19 protein-coding genes are annotated in these 20,656 nt (G+C 41.9%); 13 read left to right on the top strand and 6 right to left on the bottom strand.

Features of this window, described 5'->3' with window-relative positions:
* From lpxD to WHS38_02035, 11 genes are all read left to right on the top strand, one after another.
* A complete protein-coding gene (gene lpxD, locus WHS38_02085) occupies nucleotides 1-1,074 on the top strand; it encodes a UDP-3-O-(3-hydroxymyristoyl)glucosamine N-acyltransferase (GenBank protein ID MEJ5299758.1) in 1,074 nt (357 codons plus the stop codon).
* Complete coding sequence (gene fabZ, locus WHS38_02080) at nucleotides 1,058-1,504, top strand: 3-hydroxyacyl-ACP dehydratase FabZ (protein MEJ5299757.1); 447 nt, start codon at nucleotides 1,058-1,060, stop codon at nucleotides 1,502-1,504. Before lpxD ends, fabZ begins: the two co-directional genes overlap by 17 nt.
* A gap of 33 nt (nucleotides 1,505-1,537) precedes the next feature.
* The gene (gene lpxA / locus WHS38_02075; GenBank protein MEJ5299756.1) at nucleotides 1,538-2,317 is read left to right on the top strand and encodes an acyl-ACP--UDP-N-acetylglucosamine O-acyltransferase; all 780 of its coding nucleotides are present in this window, start codon (nucleotides 1,538-1,540) and stop codon (nucleotides 2,315-2,317) included.
* Nucleotides 2,318-2,321: 4 nt separating this feature from the next.
* Nucleotides 2,322-4,241 carry a UDP-2,3-diacylglucosamine diphosphatase LpxI gene (gene lpxI / locus WHS38_02070; GenBank protein ID MEJ5299755.1) on the top strand — a complete coding sequence of 640 codons (1,920 nt, stop codon included), beginning with the start codon at nucleotides 2,322-2,324 and terminating at the stop codon, nucleotides 4,239-4,241.
* Nucleotides 4,238-5,386, top strand: a complete 1,149-nt coding sequence (lpxB, locus tag WHS38_02065; GenBank protein ID MEJ5299754.1) for a lipid-A-disaccharide synthase — start codon at nucleotides 4,238-4,240, stop codon at nucleotides 5,384-5,386. Before lpxI ends, lpxB begins: the two co-directional genes overlap by 4 nt.
* Nucleotides 5,387-5,409: 23 nt before the next feature.
* Entirely contained in the window at nucleotides 5,410-6,114 is a 705-nt protein-coding gene (pyrF, locus tag WHS38_02060) for an orotidine-5'-phosphate decarboxylase (protein MEJ5299753.1), read from the top strand.
* The gene (locus tag WHS38_02055; GenBank protein ID MEJ5299752.1) at nucleotides 6,111-7,424 is read left to right on the top strand and encodes an HD-GYP domain-containing protein; all 1,314 of its coding nucleotides are present in this window, start codon (nucleotides 6,111-6,113) and stop codon (nucleotides 7,422-7,424) included. The genes pyrF and WHS38_02055 overlap by 4 nt, the downstream gene beginning before the upstream one ends.
* 278 nt (nucleotides 7,425-7,702) lie before the next feature.
* Complete coding sequence (locus WHS38_02050; GenBank protein MEJ5299751.1) at nucleotides 7,703-9,412, top strand: tetratricopeptide repeat protein; 1,710 nt, start codon at nucleotides 7,703-7,705, stop codon at nucleotides 9,410-9,412.
* Complete coding sequence (locus WHS38_02045; GenBank protein MEJ5299750.1) at nucleotides 9,396-10,106, top strand: lipoprotein insertase outer membrane protein LolB; 711 nt, start codon at nucleotides 9,396-9,398, stop codon at nucleotides 10,104-10,106. The genes WHS38_02050 and WHS38_02045 overlap by 17 nt, the downstream gene beginning before the upstream one ends.
* 2 nt (nucleotides 10,107-10,108) lie before the next feature.
* Nucleotides 10,109-10,618, top strand: coding sequence for a Mut7-C RNAse domain-containing protein (locus WHS38_02040; protein ID MEJ5299749.1), 510 nt, complete (start codon nucleotides 10,109-10,111; stop codon nucleotides 10,616-10,618).
* Nucleotides 10,608-11,027, top strand: coding sequence for a hypothetical protein (locus WHS38_02035; GenBank protein ID MEJ5299748.1), 420 nt, complete (start codon nucleotides 10,608-10,610; stop codon nucleotides 11,025-11,027). The genes WHS38_02040 and WHS38_02035 overlap by 11 nt, the downstream gene beginning before the upstream one ends.
* Before the next feature lie 45 nt (nucleotides 11,028-11,072).
* Here WHS38_02035 and WHS38_02030 read toward each other — a convergent pair whose 3' ends face one another.
* The gene (locus WHS38_02030) at nucleotides 11,073-11,573 is read right to left on the bottom strand and encodes a MogA/MoaB family molybdenum cofactor biosynthesis protein (GenBank protein ID MEJ5299747.1); all 501 of its coding nucleotides are present in this window, start codon (nucleotides 11,571-11,573) and stop codon (nucleotides 11,073-11,075) included.
* Between the two features lie 226 nt (nucleotides 11,574-11,799).
* Between WHS38_02030 and WHS38_02025 the strand changes: the two genes are divergently transcribed.
* The gene (locus tag WHS38_02025) at nucleotides 11,800-13,257 is read left to right on the top strand and encodes an NAD(P)-binding protein (protein MEJ5299746.1); all 1,458 of its coding nucleotides are present in this window, start codon (nucleotides 11,800-11,802) and stop codon (nucleotides 13,255-13,257) included.
* 113 nt (nucleotides 13,258-13,370) lie between these two features.
* The gene (locus WHS38_02020) at nucleotides 13,371-14,429 is read left to right on the top strand and encodes an EAL domain-containing protein (GenBank protein ID MEJ5299745.1); all 1,059 of its coding nucleotides are present in this window, start codon (nucleotides 13,371-13,373) and stop codon (nucleotides 14,427-14,429) included.
* A gap of 421 nt (nucleotides 14,430-14,850) precedes the next feature.
* On the opposite strand, the gene fusA is transcribed toward WHS38_02020, so the two are convergent.
* The 5 genes from fusA to WHS38_01995 all read right to left on the bottom strand — a co-directional run bounded on the left by fusA (nucleotide 14,851) and on the right by WHS38_01995 (nucleotide 20,235).
* On the bottom strand, nucleotides 14,851-16,938 hold the full coding sequence (fusA, locus tag WHS38_02015; protein ID MEJ5299744.1) for an elongation factor G: 2,088 nt from the start codon (nucleotides 16,936-16,938) through the stop codon (nucleotides 14,851-14,853).
* 108 nt (nucleotides 16,939-17,046) lie between these two features.
* Nucleotides 17,047-17,238 (bottom strand): hypothetical protein, encoded by a 192-nt coding sequence (locus tag WHS38_02010; protein ID MEJ5299743.1) that lies wholly within the window; start codon nucleotides 17,236-17,238, stop codon nucleotides 17,047-17,049.
* 34 nt (nucleotides 17,239-17,272) lie between these two features.
* Complete coding sequence (locus WHS38_02005) at nucleotides 17,273-18,076, bottom strand: inositol monophosphatase family protein (GenBank protein ID MEJ5299742.1); 804 nt, start codon at nucleotides 18,074-18,076, stop codon at nucleotides 17,273-17,275.
* 19 nt (nucleotides 18,077-18,095) lie between these two features.
* The gene (locus WHS38_02000; protein MEJ5299741.1) at nucleotides 18,096-18,995 is read right to left on the bottom strand and encodes a thiamine pyrophosphate-dependent enzyme; all 900 of its coding nucleotides are present in this window, start codon (nucleotides 18,993-18,995) and stop codon (nucleotides 18,096-18,098) included.
* Nucleotides 18,976-20,235 (bottom strand): transketolase C-terminal domain-containing protein, encoded by a 1,260-nt coding sequence (locus WHS38_01995; protein ID MEJ5299740.1) that lies wholly within the window; start codon nucleotides 20,233-20,235, stop codon nucleotides 18,976-18,978. The genes WHS38_02000 and WHS38_01995 overlap by 20 nt, the downstream gene beginning before the upstream one ends.
* Nucleotides 20,236-20,656: the final 421 nt, after the last annotated feature.

Here is a 20,656-nt window from a genome sequence, read left to right as displayed (position 1 = left end):
ATGAACACCTCGGTGCGAGAATACTCTCTTGCCGAGCTTGCCCATCTCTGTGGAGCACTCCTCCACGGAGATGGTTCCACTATTATACGAGGCGTTGCCCCCATCACCAGCGCCGACAAAGAACACATTACATTTGTCGAAAGCAAAAAGTATTTACCAAAAGATCTATCGCTAATAAAAGCTGGAGCGATCGTGGTGCATCCATCCCTTGTGACTGAACTTCAGATGTTTCCACTCATTATCTCGCACTATCCAAAAGCGACCTTTGCTAAGATCGCTCAAATTATTCATGGAATAGGAACATCAACCCCATCAGGGATTCATCCTACAGCGTGGGTGGAACCAGAAACAAAAGTCGGCAACAATGTAGGAATAGGTCCTTTTGTTTACGTAGCTGGCGGAAGTGTCATTGGTGACAACAGTCGTATCATGGCTCATTGCTATATCGGGCAAAATGTAACCATCGGATCGGAATGCTTAATCTACCCGGGAGTCATTATTCTGGACAGATGTAAAATCGGGAACAGGGTCATCATCCACAGTGGAACTGTAATTGGAAGCGATGGTTTCGGCTATGCTCAGGACGAAACAGGCGAACATATAAAAGTTCCCCAGACAGGTATCGTTGTAATAGAAGATGACGTGGAGATAGGGGCAAACTGCACTATAGATCGAGCAACTTTCGGAGAAACTCGCATAAAGCGGGGATCTAAAATAGACAATCTGGTAACAATTGCTCATAATGTAACTATCGGAGAAGAGTGTATTCTAGCGGGACAGGTGGGGGTCGCCGGAAGTTCAAAAATAGGCAACAGAGTAATTATGGGGGGGCAGGTAGGCATTGCTGATCACGTAACCATTGGGGATTTTGTAATGATAGGGGCTAAGAGCGGTGTAGCCTCCGATGTAAAACCTTATATGGAGATCGTGGGAATTCCTGCATCGTCTAAAGAAGAAATATTTAAGACTCATATGAACATAAAAAGACTCGAACGTTTAAGAAAAACCGTTAAAGACCTTGAAGTTACGGTTAAAAAACTTTTGCGGGATTGGGAAAATGACCAAGGACGTTAAATGGGTTCAATCAATACTACCGCACAGATACCCTTTTCTTATGGTGGATCGAATAATCAACGTATCCACCGAAGAGGTTGTGGGCATAAAAAACGTGACCATTAACGAACCATACTTTCAGGGACATTTTCCGGACGAACCCATCATGCCCGGAGTTCTTATACTAGAAGCTCTGGCTCAACTCGGAGGTGTTTTAATCAGCGCCATCAAAGGTGAAGAAAAGGAACAGAGAGGCTACTTTGCCGGTATTGATAACGCTAGGTTCAGAAAACCCGTAAGACCGGGTGATCAAATCATACTTAGAGTGTCTCTGTTAAAGCACCGAGGTGATCTCTTCAAATTAAAAGGCGTAGCAACGGTTGATGATGAAATAGCTGCAGAGGGAGAGTTTTTAATCGCACTGAAAAAACCTTTTGAAGCCCAGTTTTAGTTTTTAACAGACAATAAAGGAGCAAATCCAAAGGTGATTCAAATTCATCCAACTGCAATAATCCACGACGGTGCAGAAATAGGTGAAGGAACTGTTGTTGAACCTTATGCCATAATAGGACCTAAGGTTATCCTAGGAAGAAGAAACCGAGTGGGGGCTCATGCGGTTATCGATGGCAATACAAAGATTGGGGACAACAACGTTATATTCCCGTTCGTTTCTATAGGGCTACCTCCTCAGGATTTAACTTACAAAGGCGAACCTACGGAAGTTATTATCGGCGACAGAAATGTCATTAGAGAAGGCGTGACCATCCACAGAGGTACAGCCCGAGGAACTGGTGTTACTCGAATCGGCAATGACAACTACTTGATGGCTTACTCCCACGTAGCTCACGACTGTTCCATAGGAAACCATGTTATTATGGCAAATTGTGCATCCCTTGCAGGGCACGTGGTAATTGACGATTATGCTGTTCTTGGAGGACTTACCGGCGCGCATCAGTTTGTGCGAATAGGAAAATATGCTTTCATTGGGGGATTAAGTGGAATTTTCATGGACATTCCTCCATTCATGATAGCTGCTGGCAACCGTGCAAAGCTCTACGGCCCAAATATTGTGGGGCTAAAGCGGGCAGGTTTTCCTCAAGAGACTACTCTAGCTATCAAACGCGCTTACAAAATTTTGTTTCGTTCGGGTCTTACTTTAAAAGCTGCTATTCAGAGAATACGCAGCGAAGTAATTCTTTGTAAAGAGATTGAGGAGCTAATAGCCTTTGTGGAAGCACCATCTAAAAGAGGCATTACACGATAACACGATGGGAAAAGAACCGTTTGCTGACACATTTATGAAACAAAATTGTGAATCCCTGAATTATTATGTTGGACTGATTGCAGGGGGAGGACAATTCCCTATTCTTTTTTCTAAAGCCGCCAGAGAAAAAGGCTTCTCTGTAGTTGCAATTGGCATCGAAGGTGAAACCAGCGAAGAACTATCTCGGTATGTGGATCAATTCCACTGGGTGAAGCTTGGAGAGGTAGGAAAGATCATAAGCATATTGAAAGAATCAGGAGTTCACCGACTGGCACTTGCCGGTCACATTGATAAAAGGCGAATATATTCTCGCATCAAACTTGATTGGCGTGGCGCTCGTCTTGCCATGAAACTCCTCACCAAGCACGATGATGAGGTCTTAAGAGCTTTCGCAGAAGAGCTAGAAAAAGAAGGAATTACTGTTGAACCATCAACTATCTTCCTCAATCATTTACTGGCTCCAGAAGGAGTTCTTTCCCATAGAACACCTGGACATCGCGAGTGCAAGGACATCGCCTTTGGATGGAAAATGGCGAAAACCATAGGTTCGCTGGATATCGGACAATGCGTTGTTGTAAAACATCAAACCGTGTTAGCTGTAGAAGCAATAGATGGCACGGATGCCACTATAATAAGAGGTGGAGAGCTGTGTGACAAAGGAGCGGTTGTGGTCAAGACGAGTAAGCCAGGTCAAGATTTGCGTTTTGATGTGCCAGCTACAGGCTTAAGCACTATTGAAGCCATGAAAAAAGTTGGAGCATCCGTGCTAGCCGTGGAAGCTGGTAAAACTCTTATGTTTGACCTTGACGCTATGATTGAAGAAGCTGATCGAGCAGGTATTGCAATAGTGGGAATAAAAGGACCCGAGACTTTGGAAAACCTTAGAGCGGCAAGAAAAACCACAATTAAAAACCTTATCGCAAAAGTTACCACCTTAGGCACCAAGAGCGAAAAAACAAATTCAGAAGCATCAATGAAAAACATCAGAATAGCTGTGGTGGGAACGGGATACCTTGGACAGTTTCATGTGGAAAAGCTACTTAAGTTACCTCACGTAGATTTCAAAGGCGTGGTAGATACTAATGAAAACAGAGCAAAGTTCATAGCCGAGCGGTTTAAAGTTCCTTATTTTTCATCTCATAGAGAAATTCTTAATCAGGTTGAAGCAGTCATTGTAGCTACGCCCACTGTAAGTCATTTTGATATAGGAAGAGATTTCATTGAAGCTGGAGTTCACGTGTTTATAGAAAAACCGATGACCCTTAACCTGGACGAAGCCGACCAACTCATTGAACTAGCCGAAAAAAGGGGCTGTATTATTCAGGTTGGGCATATCGAGCGATTTAATCCGGCATTTCGTACTCTAAAAGCACAGATTGAATCTCCATCGTTCATACATGCCAGGCGCTTAAGCCAATTTAAGGAACGAGGGACAGACGTTGATGTTGTAATGGATCTTATGATCCACGATCTCGATCTTCTATTTGCCCTTGTGCCTCACCAAATTTCAGAATTGTGGGCGGTTGGAAAATCCATCGTGACAAACTTTTCAGATACCGCCTTTGCTCGTATAGTCTTTTCCAATGGCGTTGTAGCTTACCTGGAAGCTAGTCGAGTCTTCAGCCAGGACATTCGTAGAATGGATATTGTAGATAATGGTCGATGCCTGGTGGCAGATTACAAAAACCGTGAAGTTTACGAAGTGCCATTAAAACCTTATGAAAACCAGGGGAATTCTAATATTCTCAGGTTCTTGGACGTTGAGCCTGGTGATGCCCTCTTGGAAGAACTCCAAAGCTTTGTAGAATCAATCAGGTCTGGATCTAAACCCCTAGTAGATGGTCAGACGGCAAGGAAAGCCCTGGCTGTAGCCATGGAAATTTCCAAATTTATTGCCAAGTCTAGTGCGGATTATAAGCAGTGAAGATATTTATCTCTGCTGGTGACCTTTCTGGAGAACTCTATGGAGTTGAGATTCTAAAAGGGCTTAAAAGCCTGTTTCCAAAATCGGATTTCTTTTCTCTAACAAAGGGTCTCATATCAGAAGCCGGGGCTATTCCCATTAGCTCGGTATCAAACATAGGGGTGGTAGGAGCTACAGAAGTCTTCAGTGAATCTAGAAAACTATACAAGCTTATAGCAGCTATTTTTAAGTTTTTTAATAGCACCCCTCCTCATGCCGTGATTTTAATAGATTTTCCAGACGTAAATCTCCACATTGTAGCTCGACTTGCAAAAATAAAAGGAGCTCGAATTCTGTATTTTATACCCCCACAGATTTGGGCATGGAGATTTTCTAGAATAAAGCTTTTGAAACGGTTAATTGACGACATGGTGGTTATACTACCCTTTGAGGAGACCTTATATAAATCCATGGGGATCAATAAGGTATCTTATTTTGGACATCCCTTGTTGGATAAGATTCAGGAAAAGCCTGTTTCACCAAAAATTGAACAAACAATAACTATAGGAATACTCCCAGGAAGCAGACTTTCTGAACTGCGACATCATATACCGATCGTAAATGAAGTTGCAAAAAGACTTAAGTTGATATATCCTAGGATTCGCTTTCTTCTGCCTGTGGCTCCTGGAATGGAAAAGATGATTTCCGATTTTGACATCTTTCCATCAATACAACCTATTAGTGGCTCAAAATTTCAGAGCGTTACACAGGAAGTGCTAAGCCAATGTCACTGCACTTTGGTAGCTTCAGGCACGGCAACTCTCGAGGCAGCTCTCTTAGAAGTGCCGATGATCGTTTTTTACAGGGTTTCTTCAGTAAGCGCTTGGATTGGTAAAAGGCTTATTAAAGTACCTTTTGTTTCTCTGCCTAATTTAATAGCAGGAAAGAGTATAATTCCGGAATTCATTCAACACTTTGACATAGAAGATCTTGTCGGTGCTATGAAGTCTCTCATTGAAGACTCATATAAGGTTCATAACCTGAGCCCGACTTCACCCTGGAACTGTCAAAAGCAAGCTTTAAGGGGAATCAGAAGCAAGCTTGGAAATCCGCCAATCATGCCTCGGATTGTTAATCATATCGGTGCTTTTCTTGAAGGAAACTAAGATAAGATCAAGAGGTTATTATTATGAAATCTATACCACCAGAAGAAAGATTGATTCTGGCTTTAGATGTGCCTACAAAGGAAGACGCTTTAAACATTGTGGCTCGGCTCGGTGGATATGTTCGATTTTTCAAAATCGGACTTCAACTCTTCATGGCAAGTCATTTTTATATGGTTGATTGGTTGGGCGATAAAGGATTCAATGTTTTTCTAGATTTGAAGCTTTATGATATTCCTAACACGGTGATACAGGCTTTATCAATTATTTCCCAGCATCCTGTAAGTTTAACAACACTTCATGCTGAGCGTTCAATCCTAAAGGCTGGAGTTGAAGCCACTCAAGGCAAACCAGGCATATTAGCTGTTACTGTTCTTACCAGCATGGATCCGGGGGATTTTGAAGCCGAGCATGGAAAAAGCGTTGAAAAAGCGGTGATAGATAGAACAAAGATAGCAATAGAAACCGGATGCGCTGGCGTAATAGCTTCTGGCAAGGAAGCTCCGATTATACGTCGAAACTGTGGGAAAGATTTTTTAATTGTGACTCCTGGTATCAGACCTAAATTTTCAGAAGAAAAAGATGATCAGAAAAGAACCGTTACAGCTTTTGATGCAATTCAAAATGGAGCCGATTATATTGTTGTAGGAAGACCAATACTTAAAGCGCCCGATCCTAAAAAAGTGGTTAAAGAACTTGTGCAAGAAATAGAGGACGCTATGAAGGAATGATATTTAGACGTGATAAAAAATTAGTACGTCGTCGAGTAAATCCCGGTCAGCTTAAAAAAGGGATGTTGGTAGAAATTCCTTTGCCTTGGTTTCGACATCCTTTCTGGCGTTCCAGGTTTGTAATCAAGGAAGACTCTCAGATAGAAAAAATCAAAGCTCTCGATATTCCATTTGTTTTCGTGTTAAGCTCAGAGGCTCATAAAAAAAACGATCTAAAAGTGTTCAATGAAAAAGACATGCACACTAAGGAGGTTCATCTACCAGAGATACCATCACCATCGTCGCCATCTCATTCGCATCACTTTGTAGAAGATCAAGATCAGGAAAAGATTTCCTCTGCTAAACTTTATCTCATAAAATACCAAAAATGCGAAAAAGCCTATGAGCAGACTATTAGCCAAGTTAAGACCCTTCTTAACGGTTTGCTTTTCTTTTCTGAAGAATCCCTTAAAGACGCTCAAAACATGATGAGAAAAATGGTGGATACACTGATTAATGACCCTAGCACAATGCTTTTCCTTATAAATGCGAAGAAAAAACAAGAAGAAGTATTCCATCATGCTTTGAACACTTGTATTTTAAGTCTTCTTCTTGCTCGAGCTGAGAATTTACCACCGGAGGATATTTTTACCATAGGGCTGGGTGCCCTGTTTCATGACATAGGAAAACTAAAAATTCCCAAAACTCTCATTCTAAAAACTCAGCCACTCACAAAATCAGAGAAGTCCTTTTTACAGCTACATCCTCAATTCGGACTAGAAATTGTTTCCAAGATTTCATCCTTTCCAGAAGAACCAAAGCAAATAATAGGAGAACATCACGAAACTCTGGATGGCAAAGGCTATCCAAAGGGACTAAGAGGCGATAAAATCGGAATTGCAACCAGGATAGTAAGCATAGTTAATATTTACGATAACCTCTGCAATCCGCCGGTCTTAGAAAAAGCCATGACCCCATATCACGCTCTGGCATTTATGTATAAAAAGCTTAATGAAAAACTTGATAAAAGACTAATGGAACTTTTTATAAGAATACTTGGTGTATATCCTCCTGGAACCATTGTAAAGCTATCCAGCGGTTCCGTAGGTATTGTAGTTTCCAAGTCGCCAAATCAACCCCACAAACCACTCGTAATGTTATATAATCCGGACGTCCCCCCATCTAAAGCCCCGGTAATCTCTCTGGAAGAGGAACCATCTTTAGACATTGAACAAACTATCCATCCGTCATCTCTACCTCAGGAAGTCTTCGTCTATCTTAATCCTCCGTTAAGAATCGCTTACATGGCAGATTCCTTTGCGAAAGACTGATGCTGCTGGCTTAAAAAATTCAAATCTAAGTTGTTGATTTTGGTCACCCTAGTGGTATAAGAGCACTTGACGGCGAGGAGTAGAAGGGGCGGGGCATTGGGATATCTGCAAGCAATTTTTCAAGGTTGTCTGTCTTTTTAATCGGGATTCTTAGCTCCCGTGTCCTGCTAAAATCCGCTATCAACAGGCTACCAGGTTAATAAAAAAGAGTATTATAATTTAGAGAAAAAGTCTCCGTTCAGGAGATAAAGTCACAGGCCGTCGGAGGATGGTTAAGGATGAAAAAACCTTTTATTGCAGTCTTTCTTTGTTTGTTATTTCTATGGTCCTGCTCCACTTTACAAACATCTTCCAGAGAAACCAACACCAAACAGCCACCAACTTTTACCTCAGCTCCTTTCTACTACGCTTACTTGAAAGCTCAAAAGCTTCTTGGTGAAGACAAGATAGCCGAAGCTATTGCGGCCTACGAAGAAGCTCTCAAAGGGGATCCCCAATCGGTGACCATTTTGAGCGAACTCGCTTTTCTCTACGTCCGTCAAGGTCAATATGATAAAGCTCTAACCTACATGGAAAAAGCCTACAAAATCGATCCAGCCAATCAAGAAATCCTGGTTCTTCTTGGTAGGCTATATGCCAGCACGAACCAAAAAAGCCAGGCAATCGATGTATTCGAGAAAGCTCTCACCTATTACCCCGATGCCCCGGAAATTTACCTCCTTTTGGGAACTCTTTATGCTCAAGTGGGAGATTTCGGCAAAGCCGTCACAACTCTTGATAGACTAACAGAACTTCTTCCTGACAATCCCTTGGCCTATTACTATAAAGCCAGAATATTCCTTGAAATGAAATATTACGACTACGCCGAGCTTACCTACAAAAAAGCTCTCGATATAGACCCATTCTTTCTGGAAGCCATGAGTGATTTGGCTTACCTTTACGAACTTCGAAATTCCTATAAAAAAGCTGATGATATGTATAAGAAGATGATTCTTATCGATCCTGAAAACCCGGAAGTAATTGAGCGTGCCGGTAACTTTTACATGAGACAGGGCAAACTCAATGAAGCTTTGAAACTCTTTGAAAAGCTTTCTTCTCTCAACAAAAAAGATCTTCAAAATAGGCTCAAAATAGGAATAATCCACCTAAAGCAAAAAAGTTATCAAAAAGCTATAGAAGATTTTTCTCAACTTCTTAAAGAAGAGCCCAAATACGACCAAGCATTATTTTACCTGGCCACTACATACGAAGAGGAAGGAAACATTGACCAGGCTATTGTTAATTATCGTCTAATTTCTCGGGAAAGTTCGCTCTGGAAGCTTTCTCAAGTCAGGCTCGCTTTGCTCTTTGTGAAAAAGAAAGACTACACTTCAGCTGTAAATATTCTCAAAGAAGCCATAGCAACATACCCTGATATTCCTGAATTTCACCTGTATCTTGGAATGGTTTATGAGGACAACGGGCAGTTAGATGAAGCCTTACGGGTGTTCAAAGAAGGGGTGGCCAGGTTTCCAAAAGACACGGACTTCATGTATCGAAAAGGGGTAGTGCTAGACAAAATGGGTAAAAAAGACGAAGCCCTGCAGGTTATGAAAAACATTTTAATTATTGATCCGGAAAGCCCTGAAGCACTAAACTATGTAGGCTATACCTATGCTGAACAGGGTATAATGCTTGATGAAGCGGAACGATATATAAAGAAGGCTTTGGAGAAATCGCCCCAGGATGGATACATTCTAGATAGTATGGCGTGGGTTTATTACAAAATGGGAAAATATCGAAAAGCTCTGGAATATATGGAAAAAGCTCTTAAATTCGCTCCAGATGATCCAATTATCGCCGATCACGCTGGCGATATATACAGGGCTTTAGGAATGAGGAAAAAGGCGCTTGAATTATACCAACGTGCTATTGATTTAGGTCATGACAAGGCTGCGGAAGTTGAAAAAAAGATACGAGAGCTTATAGGCAATGTTGAAACAAATTAAAATTCGAAATGCAATTATATTGATTTTGTGCATAATTCTGGAAGTAGGATGCGCAACATTTCGCTCGAAAGAAAAGACTGATGATTTTTTCTACAGAGCCAGCGATGTTATAGAAAAGAGGTGTGCTTACTGGCAAAGCTTTGAAGCTCAATTCTCTCTTAAGGTTAATGCTCCCCGTGACCCTAACCGTTATATATTATTATATTATCAAAATCATGAGTTCCTAAGACTTGATCTCATATCACTTTGGGGAAATACTATAGCCGTCATTGTTGTAAAACCAAAAGAAGCAACTATATGGATTCCCGCTAAAAAAACATTATACAAAGCATCTAATGTCGGCAACTTGCTTGAAAAACTTGCTGGTATTGAGGGTCGAATTATAGATGTTTTGCCTGTGGTAACAGGTTGTATATCAAATCAACCTGGACGATCTTTTAGAGTTTTATCTACAAAAAGCCAGGGATTGGACCTTGAGGGTCTTAAAATTAAACAAATCGATCGAATCTGGCAAATTGACTATTCTCCACCCTTTTCTTTATCTCCCGCCGAAAATTTACCAAAAACGATCCATATTCACACGTCAGATCTTGATATTAATCTTGAATTGCAAAAGATTAACAAGCGAGATTTAATTCCTAACAGCAGGTTTGAAGTTTCATATCCCCAGGAAACATCAATTATTGAATTATAAAGATGGAAACAAGACAGGACGAGAGCAAATATCGTTTTGTTGTGGACACCATGCTGGGCAAGATGGCAAAGTGGTTAAGAATAATGGGATGGGATACTATTGTGGCACCACTTAAGACCCCGGATCAAATAAAAAGTCATGTCAGGGATGGGCGCACAGTGATAACTCGAGCGCGAAAGTGGCATAAAATAAAAGGAGTAGTATGCCTTACAGCAAATAATACGGACGAGCAGTTAAGAGAACTCTTTTCCATACTCAACCTTGGATACGATCCCGATCTTTTTCTGGCAAGATGTGTCTATTGCAACCAGGAACTCAGTGAATGCTCGAGAGAGTATGCTCATGGAAAGGTGCCGGAGTATGTCTGGAATACGGTCCGAGAATTCTTCACTTGCCCGTCCTGTGGAAAGATTTACTGGCAGGGAACTCATGTATCTCGTATGTATGATCATATCAAAAATTGGCTGAATATAGAAATAACCAAAAAAGGAGGAATTGATCATGATGGATAACTTGCCCAACACTCTTCAGAGATTTGCAAAAAAGCTCATCATTTACGCTAGAGAATATGGTCAGATATTCTTGAAATGGACATGGAAAGTTATAAAAAGCCGTCGCTATGCCCTTCACAAGAGCCTTGCTAAAAGAAAGCTAGATAGGATGTTAAAGGAATTCGGAAATGAAGTTTACACCATTTCTATAAAAGAAGGGAAAACCGATTGGATGGAAACCCCATCAATTAAAGAGAAGATAGAGATGCTTCGTCTTACTGAAGCCAATGTGCAACATTTCGATCGACTTAGAGAAGACCTGGAAAGACACTTTGAGCTTCAGAAGTTACAAATCAAAAAGCAAACCGACGCTCTCATAAAAGCTTTGCCGGATTTAAAATCCGAGGAGGAAACATCCCAACAAAGCTAAGAACTTATGATCCCAGTGATGGTTTATACAAGGGGGCTATTGCCCCTATTTATTTTTTAAAGAAGCGCATTCTGATGGATCGCCGTGGATTTTTTCAAGAGCGTGAGGAATAGCGGCTTTGATGGCCGTAAAATTTTCCAAAGCTCCCCCTGGACTTCCCGGAAGATTAATGATGAGGCTTTGTCCCCTTATCCCCACCACTGCGCGAGAAAGCATAGCATTGGGGGTTTTCTTAAGGCTTTCGTATCTCATAGCCTCTGCCATTCCCGGAACTTCACGGTCAATCACCTTTTTTGTAGCCTCAGGAGTTACATCCCTTGGGCTTACACCGGTCCCACCATTTGTTACCACAAGATCACAATGCACAACATCGCACAAAAACTGCAGGATTTCAGCAATCTTATCGATCTCATCAGGAACAATTTTTACATCAACAACATCATACCCTTCCTGCGCAAGCACTTCACGGAGTCTATATCCTGTAAGATCATCCCTGAATCCGGCAAAACATCGATCACTAACGGTTACAACGGCTGCTTTCCACATTTTCTTTCCTCTCTTGAATGCTAATATCCTATAAGCCGTTAAGACTAACAGGTTCTGTAGAAGCAAAAATATTCCTTTTTTGCAGTTTTTTATTTAATAAAAGCCTGCAGGCTTTTCAACCTTTTAAGAAAAAGGCAGGCTTATTGATTTATGAAAAGGGAATTTATATCCACTTCCTGGTGAATTTTTGAGAATACACAAGGCTCCCTAAGTCTGTATGCTACTTATGGGAAAAGGAATAACCAAAATCAACAAGCAATTAATTGTTGTTGGCGGTGGAATTGGGGGTATTTTCGGCGCTATTTTGTTTAAAAGCTTGGGTTACGATATAACCATACTTGAGGCAGGAGAAAAGCTCGGCGGATGCGCATCTACTTTCGAACACAGAGGACTTTTGTATAACGCCGGTGCTACCACATTGCCGGGCTTTTCGTCAGAATACCCCATGGAAAGGCTATTCAGAATTATAAACAGTGATGGAAAATTCAAAACCAGGTTTTCCTATTTAGATCCTGTCTGCGAAGTTCATTTGTTAAACGGCAAGAAAATAGCAATTCATTCTAATCCTGGTATCACCCTGGAAGAGATTAATAAGGCCGTCCCCAGTAAAGAAAACGAAAAATTTTTCAATTTCGTATACAGAACAACTCGGGACGTCTTAACTACCCCGTTTTATTTTCCCCTTAATGGTGGTTTTCTTAGCACAATTAAATCAGTCCTTAACTCTTATAATTCACGATTGTTAAAATACCTTCCTCTTGCAAAAAAACCGGCTCTATCATTAATTCGAAGCTTTTACACTAAACTGCCAGAGGAGTTTTTAGAATTTTTCAGGGCGCAGAACTTCATAGTTGCTCAAACGCCACTTGAAAAAGCTTCAAGTTTGGCCTTCATACTAGCCCTGGGATATAACTTTACCGGTATAGTTGAAACCGAAAATGGAATTGGAGGCTTCTTAAACTATCTAGCAAAAGGACTTGAAGTTAGGCTAAAGTGTCCAGTAGAAAGTATAAGGAAAATCAGCGGGGGCTACTTACTTCAAACTTCCGAAGGAAAAATCTTTTCCGAAGAGGTGCTTCTTGCCATTCCGTTCTTGGAGGAGCTCAATTTATTTCGCAACAATTCAGATTTATTAAAATATTTCAGCAGGTTTTCCCAGATATTAAGTCCTTTTTCAGCCTTAGTGGTTTATGGCAAGGCAAAGAAAAAAATTATCGATAATCTTAAAGCAAGACATCATCTATTTGTCATTAAAAAAGATATTCTTCCTGGCACTTCCGGTTATGTTCATCTTTCCTTCTTGGATCAGCCCGGCGATTACGTAACCTTCACTGCTTCGACCCACACCCCACTAAAACTATGGTTAAACTTGAGTCAATCTGGATTGAAAATCGCCAAAAAGAAGCTTGAAAAAGCGTTAGTAAACATCATACAAAGTCGCCTGGATTTGAAAGAGGGGGATATCTACTATCATTTCTCAGCAACCCCTCTTACTTTCAAAAAATTTACAAGAAGATTTTCGCTTGGTGGCTTCTCCTTAACCATAGATACTCCCTTCTGGAAGATTCCAAACAACTTTACGCCGTTTCCGGGGCTTTATCTTCTCGGTGATAATGCTTTTGCGGGACAGGGTTTTATGGGTATTTCGCTAGGATGTCTAAATCTGTACCGGAAGTTTTGCTAACATGATAAAAAAGATTAAAATTTTGACTTTGGATGCATAAGGGGATCATAGTAAAAAGGGGGCAAGCCTGAATGCGAAAAAATCAGAAAAAAACCCCAACATGGGAGGTAATCATGGAGAACAGGAATTGTCCAAAGTGTGGGATGTTACCCGAGCTTCCAGAAATGCCCGTCACTATATATCTCTTCACAGAAATCGACTTTCTAGCTCAAAAGTTATTAGACAAACTAAGAAAAGCCAAAATAAACCTTCAGGTGGAAGAAACCCTTTTTACCGTTCCAAACCGGAACTTTACTGAATTAGTCAACCTACTAACAGATTTGTCAGAGGTTGAACAGGAAGGAATAAAAGTTTGTTATTCGAGCGGTGAACTATCTATTAGCTCCTTAATATCTTGTCTTAAGCCTTTGAAATACTTCGTTTCTACGCTTACCCATTCCGAATATTTATCCATGCTAAAAGACAACCGGTTTAAGGTTTACTTTCATCCTATTGTTAACTTCAAAGAAAGAGAAGTGTTCGGCTTTGAGTGCTTGATCAGAGGTGTTAATGAAAACGGTGAAATTGTAAGTCCTGCTTTTTTATTTGAGGCCGCCCGCCAAACAGACACTTTATTTTACCTGGATAGAACTTGCAGAGAAAACGCTATTAAAGCTGCCAGAACCAAAATAACGAAGGGATTCAATATCTTTGTAAATTTCCTACCTACAGTAATTTATGATCCTGTGTTTTGCCTACAAACTACAGTTAAATTGGCTAATCAGCTAAATATGGATCCTCAGAACCTAATCTTTGAGATAGTTGAAACGGAGAAGGTTAAAGACATAAAGCACTTAAAACGAATTTTAGACTTTTATATGCAACACGGCTTCAGAGTGGCTTTAGACGACATCGGGACAGGGTATAGTTCTCTTGATGTTTTCATAAAACTTTATCCTAATTTCATAAAAATAGGTAGAGATCTCATTGAGGACCTTGACAGGAAATCTCTCAAAAGAGATGTCGTCAGAGCTATGGTCGATGTGGCAGAGAAAAACGGAATCGAAGTAATAGCTGAAGGAGTGGAAAGAAAGGAAGAAGCGGAAACTCTAAGCGAGATCGGGGTCAACATCATGCAGGGGTTTCTATTTGCTAAGCCAGGACCTGAGCCTATTTACGAAATAAACTTTTAGGTAGATTCAATTCTAAACAAGTTTCTCAAAGATCATAAGTTAACTGTATTATGGCCATTTTAACCAATATGAGGGCGTTCAAAAATTTTTTCCCTGCAGGGTTGTTTTGGCAATAGGGTCACGGAGGGTGTTCGAAAACCATCCCTTATTTGGAATCCTCTTAATCTCCCCATATTTTGAGGACGTCGTAACAAAGTCGCGTTGTAGGAATTATTGTAGGGGCACGGCATGCCGTGTCCCTACATTTATCTGGTAAACCCAATATTGAGCTGTTTCCTGGCTACCTACGTCCGGAAAGGTCTTCCGAGTTGAGTTCCATCCCTGGGTTTTCCGTTTCTTTTACCACCCCATAAAAGAGGAAGTTTTACAACCCCATCAAGAGGTCTTGACTCTTGTTACAATATATTTTGCTTCTTTTTATTTATTTACTCTCCTTTTCTTTCTCCACCCTGGCCTGCTCTATAATCTTGTCTTGAAGTTGAGCAGGTACTTCCTCGTAGTGGTCGAATCTCATGATAAAAACGCCCCGCCCGGCGGTCATAGAGCGAAGGTCTGGCGCATATCTTAGCACTTCAACCATGGGCACAAGCGCCTTAATGATCTGCTTCTTACCCTTGGACTCCATGCCCAATACTTTTCCTCTTCGCCCGTTCAGATCGCCAATAACGTCGCCCATACAATCGTCCGGCACAGTAATTTCCATATACATGATCGGCTCTAGAAGCACAGGCTTGGCATCCATTGCAGCCTTTTTGAAAGCCATTGAGCCGGCTATCTTAAAGGCAAGTTCCGACGAATCCACAGGATGGAATGATCCATCAACAAGATCCACTTTGAAATCGATAGTTGGATAACCGGCAAGCACACCCTCCTGAGCAGCCTCAACAATACCCTTTTCCACAGCTGGAATAAACTGTTTGGGAATTACGCCTCCAACGATCTTATCTACAAACTTGAATCCCTCACCTCTTGGAAGAGGTTCAATCTCAATCCAGCAATCGCCGTATTGACCTCGACCTCCCGTCTGCTTTTTATACTTCCCCTGCACTCTAGCCTTACCCCTTATTGTCTCTTTGTAAGGCACTCTGGGAAGCCGCAGGTTAACTTCGACGCCATATTTGCGTTGGAGCTTGTCAACGGTGGCCTCGATATGGATTTCCCCCATGCCGGAAAGGATCATCTCCTTTGTTTCATCATTACGTTCAAGTTTAAGTCTCACATCTTCTTCCATAAGGCGAGCAAGAGACGAGAATATTTTTTCTTCATCACCACGGCTCTTTGGTTCAACGGCAAGCGAGTAAACCACAGGGGGAAGTGGAAGCAGACCATACAGAATGGGTTGTTTTTCATCACAAAGTGTATCACCTGTCATGGTATCCTTAAGCTTTGCCACAGCAACAATTGAACCGGGGCCGGCTTCGGAAATCTGTTTTTGAGACTTCCCCTGAAGGAGCAAAAGACTTCCAAAACGTTCTTTTGATTTCTTGGTGGCGTTGTAAACTGTGGAATCGGAACTTACCGTCCCTGAAAAGACTCTCATTATGGTAAGACGTCCCGCATAAGGATCGTTTAAGGTTTTAATAACAAGAGCACTGAAAGGTTCTTCTGGTAAAGGTTTTCTCGAAATCGGCTGTCCGTCAGATGTTTCCCCTGCCCTTTCACCTCTATCCATCGGGCTTGGGAAGTATCGAGCCATAAAATCCATGAACTGAACGACACCTATACCGGTTACCCCAGATCCGCAAAGTATGGGGACAAGTTTACGATGTGTAATAGCTGCTATAAGCCCTTTTTCAATCTCTTCTGGATCAAGCGCGCCCTGTTCCAGATATTTTTCCAGTAGTGTATCATCAGCTTCGGCTACTCGTTCTATAACTTGATCTCTGTAAGCTTCCACATCTCCGGCGAGGTCACCGGGGACATCTTGAATATTAAACTGTTTTGATTCAGGTCCAGGATAAACAAAGGCCTTTCCGTGCAAAACATCCACTACACCTTTGAACTGCTCCCCTAATCCAATAGGAACGGTAACCGGAACGCATATATCACCGAAGTTGCTACGAATATCTTCCACTACACGCTTGAAATCCGCTCGATCTTTGTCCACCTTGCTTACAAAAATTACTCTTGGATGTCCCAAAGTATCTGCAATTTCCCAGACTCGCTCAGTTTGGACCTTAACACCATCGACGGCGTCCACAACGACCACAACTCCATCGGCTCCTTGAAGAGCCGTCTGAGTCTCAGCGATAAAGTTAAAATCGCCTGGTGTATCTATAAGGTGGAAAGTGTATTTATTCCATTCAAAGGTGTAAAAAGCAGAACTGATGGTAATTTTTCGTTTTACTTCTTCGGGCTCAAAATCCAAAACGGAATTACCTTGATCGACCTTGTTCAGTCTTGTAGTTGCTCCGGACATGAATAGCATAGCTTCGCCGAGCGATGTCTTTCCTGCTCCTGTATGAGCTCCAAGTGCAAAGTTTCTCACTTTTGTCAGATCTTCCTTCATTGCACTCCCCGCTTTATTTCACAGTTCGATGATCTTCAACACCCCTTACCTTACTTATTCTTGCGCATTCCTGCTTAACAAAATCCACAAAAGCAACTCATCACCGATCTACTTTTTGTCTTTTTCTCCGCTGGTTACAAAAACCTGAGGATTTATGTTACCGGAGTCAGGTCCTCCGCATTCTGGTATGTAGCAAGTAACATCGATAAATTCACACTTCTCATTACAGGAAGGGCATACATCAGGCGGTGTAGCCGCCTGAAGAACATGTCCACACTTGTTGCATTTCCAGTTAGTCATTTTGCCATCCTCCCGAAATTTTTAATTTACAAAACTACTCAATGACATCTGTTCTTCTAAGGTACCCTCGCAATTGATCATGAAATCCCTTAGGTGCTACAAGCAAGAAATCCCGCACGCGTCGCCCATCTGAATATTCGTTTATGTAGAATTTTCCACCTTCGAAAAATTCCACAGACCCGCCCGCTGATTCGAGGATAAGCAATGGAGCCACCATATCTCTGAAAGCCACATTATGGATTACAGCTCCATCGGCTCTCCCCTGAGCCACATAACAAATATGAGCCCCAGTGCAACCAAGATTTCGGATTTTTCCAGGAAATGTGGTCTTGAAATGGTCATGAAAACGCGAGTAAGTAAAAAGAAGACTTTCATTATTGGTAGGTTCTGTGTCCACAATCTTTTTTTCTTTGCCATTAAAATACATAGCACCGCCACCAACAGCAAGCCACATATCACCGGTAGATGGCATAAAATAGGCACCCACAATGGGCCAGAAATTTTCCAATAGAGCAAAGGACATACCCCACATAGGGATACCCGCCTGATAGTTCGCTACTCCATCCAGTGCGTCGAAAACCCACAGATATTTTCCTGTATCATGACGATAACCACTGCTAGTTACACCATCACCAAAAAGGAAATGTCCAGGAAAAGCCTTTTCTATCTTGGCACGGACGAAGTTTTCGAGTTTCATTTCAAAGAAAGTCACCATTTCTTCATCGAACTTTTTTTCTATTCGTCCTTTGCCGTAACCTTCAAGAGCGATATTTCCAGCTTCATGGAGCAGCTCAACAACGAATTCTTTTGCTTTCTCAACGCTAAGATCTCCTATCACTCTCTATCCCCCTCTACCACTAAATCTCGGCTCGCCTAAGGTATTGTTCCCATCTTTCATCTACATCCTTCTGGAAGGATGCGATTTGTTCCGGGGTCATTTTTTTGAATCGTCCCTGAAGTTTCAGGTATTCATCCACTGGCCTCTTGCGTCCAGAACGAGCCATTGTAAGACTTCGTCCCGTAAGACGTAATTTGCCGTCTTCTATTTCAAACAAAACGACCACACCAGTTTCCACTGCAATACGGCCTATTTCTACGGTTTTATTAGTCGGAAATCCCCAACCAGGTGGACAAGGAACATAGAGATGTATAAACCGTGTGCCTCGAATATTTTTTGCTTTGGAAAGCTTCTCATAAATGTCCCGAGGATAAGCGGAGCAACAGGTAGCCATATAGGGCAGCTTGTGAGCTTCCATAATAGCGAGAAAATCTTTTTTAGGTTGTTGCTTAGGTTCTACAGGGGTTGTCGTGGTGATGGCTCCCTCAGGTGTTGCGCTAGATCTCTGAACACCAGTATTCATGTAAGCTTCATTGTCATAGCAAATGTAAATAAAATCGGTCTGGCGTTCCGCAGCTCCACTCAAAGCTTGAATTCCCATATCGAAGGTGCCACCGTCGCCAGCCATACCAACAACAACATAATCATTTTGCCCTGTTGCTTTAAGTCCCGCAACAAGTCCCGATGCCGAAGCTGCTGTGCTTGCAAAGGTTGTATTTAAAGCATTAACTGCCACAGGAGTTTTGGGATAGATACCGTGAAGTATTGTAAGACAGCAGGCCGGAAGAGTTATTATAACTTTAGGACCAAGGGCTTTTAATATATAACGGTAAGCTAGAGTAAGCCCACATCCTGCACAGGTTCTTGTGCCAGGAAGGACATATTCTCGATCGGGAATCTCAACAAACGGCACGCTCATAGGTATACTCCTCTTCATGCCACCACAGAGGACGTTCTCGAGGGGCATTATGGAATACGGCATTACAAATGCCAACAAGATCTCTGGGTTTTACATCCTTTCCTCCAAGTCCAACAACCCAAGACCATATTAGTGAATAAGGCGAAGTTCCAAAACTGTAGATAGCCGCTTTGGTTTCGGTAGCGAGTGGAGTCTCATAACCGTAACTTATGGCCTTCTCCACAACAATCACCTTTTCTAAGCCCGAAAGCACTTCTGCAAGTTCTTTAGCCGGAAAAGGTCTAAAAACTCTAAGTCCAATAACTCCAATCCTAATACCTTCCTTACGTAATGCATCTACAGCTTCCATTGCTTCACTGGTAAGTGAACCCATGGTAAGAAAAACTGCTGAAGCATCTTCGGTTTTATATTTTGTAAAAGGAGTATCATAGGTTCTGCCAAAAAGTTCTCCAAAATATTTTCCAGCCTGAAGGATAATCTCAAGGGCGCCCTCATGAGCCTTCTGCATTCTACGACGGATGCTCATGTAGTCAGGCCAAAGTTTACCATCAACACCAGGTATTAACTCACCCATAACGACTGGGTTAATGTTTATAGGGTTTTCCGGATCGAGTGAATAAGGGGGTTTTTTGGGTGGTAAATACTGATCTACGAGTTCTTGGGACGGAACATTTACAGGCATTACTGTATGAGAAAGCCTAAATCCATCGTAACATACCATAACAGGAAGATGCACTGTTTCGGCGACTCGGTAGCCCATAATTACATGATCCAGAACTTCCTGATTGTTTATGCAATAAAACTGGATCCAGCCCGTATCTCGCTGGCTCAAAGAATCTTGCATGTCGTTAAGGATTGTCCAGGGAGCGCCAAGCCCTCGATTGGTAACCGGCATCACAATGGGAACCCTGGCGCCGGCTGCCCAGTGAAGTTGTTCATGCATGTAAGCAAGTCCATTAGCTGCCGTGGCCGTGAAAGCCCTCGCTCCTACAATGGAAGCCGAAATACAAACCGTCAAAGCTGAGTGTTCGCTTTCAACTCTTACAAACTCTGCTTTAAGCTCCCCCCGCTCAACATATTCTGCCAGTACCTCCGGTATCTTTGACTGTGGGGTAATAGGATAAGCAGCCACCACCTGGACTCGGCAAAGCTTTGCTCCAAGGGCTGCAGCTTGGTTGCCCGTAATAATCTGATATTGTTCCACTTTCTCCCCTCTCGCTCTTAAAAAATAACCTTTCATCGCCAGGGTTTATCCTTATAACTCAAGACAAAATTCTTTACAATCTTTTTGGAAAGGCTGTTAGAAAAAGATTGTGGTGATAAGCATCGCAATTACTATATCGCAGGAGCATAGAATGCCGCGCCCCACCTGTTTAAATAGACAAGATTTTCGAACACTCTGAGCACTTGCGGAGCTTGTAAATTCCCGGTATATATTAGGGACCCTCTGGGACATCCCTTAGGCAACCACATAAGAGTTACTCCCCACAGTCCTTTTCAAACAACATTATCTTTTTGAAGCTTTAATAAGAAAAAATCGGAACCGTTTTTATCGTCCGCTCTAACACGTGGAAAACGAGATCAAAGGAAATGTAAGTCACTAAAGAAGTTCAAAAAGAGCGTTCGAGATAAAAAAGGCACCCTTAAAATCTCTTTCCGGG

The sequence above is a fragment of the Thermodesulforhabdaceae bacterium genome (assembly GCA_037482015.1).
Taxonomy (GTDB): Bacteria; Desulfobacterota; Syntrophobacteria; order Syntrophobacterales; family Thermodesulforhabdaceae; genus JAOACS01.
The sequence above is the reverse complement of the archived record's forward strand: the minus strand, read 5'-3'. Positions and strand labels throughout refer to the sequence as shown.

Excerpts from the sequence above, each read along its gene's own strand:
- lpxD (MEJ5299758.1), top strand. The coding sequence starts at position 1 with ATGAACACCTCGGTGCGAGAATACTCTCTTGCCGAGCTTGCCCATCTC.
- fabZ (MEJ5299757.1), top strand. The coding sequence starts at position 1,058 with ATGACCAAGGACGTTAAATGGGTTCAATCAATACTACCGCACAGATAC.
- lpxI (MEJ5299755.1), top strand. The coding sequence starts at position 2,322 with ATGGGAAAAGAACCGTTTGCTGACACATTTATGAAACAAAATTGTGAA.
- pyrF (MEJ5299753.1), top strand. The coding sequence starts at position 5,410 with ATGAAATCTATACCACCAGAAGAAAGATTGATTCTGGCTTTAGATGTG.
- WHS38_02055 (MEJ5299752.1), top strand. The coding sequence starts at position 6,111 with ATGATATTTAGACGTGATAAAAAATTAGTACGTCGTCGAGTAAATCCC.
- WHS38_02050 (MEJ5299751.1), top strand. The coding sequence starts at position 7,703 with ATGAAAAAACCTTTTATTGCAGTCTTTCTTTGTTTGTTATTTCTATGG.
- WHS38_02045 (MEJ5299750.1), top strand. The coding sequence starts at position 9,396 with ATGTTGAAACAAATTAAAATTCGAAATGCAATTATATTGATTTTGTGC.
- WHS38_02040 (MEJ5299749.1), top strand. The coding sequence starts at position 10,109 with ATGGAAACAAGACAGGACGAGAGCAAATATCGTTTTGTTGTGGACACC.
- WHS38_02035 (MEJ5299748.1), top strand. The coding sequence starts at position 10,608 with ATGATGGATAACTTGCCCAACACTCTTCAGAGATTTGCAAAAAAGCTC.
- WHS38_02030 (MEJ5299747.1), bottom strand. The coding sequence starts at position 11,573 with ATGTGGAAAGCAGCCGTTGTAACCGTTAGTGATCGATGTTTTGCCGGA.
- WHS38_02025 (MEJ5299746.1), top strand. The coding sequence starts at position 11,800 with ATGGGAAAAGGAATAACCAAAATCAACAAGCAATTAATTGTTGTTGGC.
- WHS38_02020 (MEJ5299745.1), top strand. The coding sequence starts at position 13,371 with ATGGAGAACAGGAATTGTCCAAAGTGTGGGATGTTACCCGAGCTTCCA.
- fusA (MEJ5299744.1), bottom strand. The coding sequence starts at position 16,938 with ATGAAGGAAGATCTGACAAAAGTGAGAAACTTTGCACTTGGAGCTCAT.
- WHS38_02010 (MEJ5299743.1), bottom strand. The coding sequence starts at position 17,238 with ATGACTAACTGGAAATGCAACAAGTGTGGACATGTTCTTCAGGCGGCT.
- WHS38_02000 (MEJ5299741.1), bottom strand. The coding sequence starts at position 18,995 with ATGAGCGTGCCGTTTGTTGAGATTCCCGATCGAGAATATGTCCTTCCT.
- WHS38_01995 (MEJ5299740.1), bottom strand. The coding sequence starts at position 20,235 with ATGAAAGGTTATTTTTTAAGAGCGAGAGGGGAGAAAGTGGAACAATAT.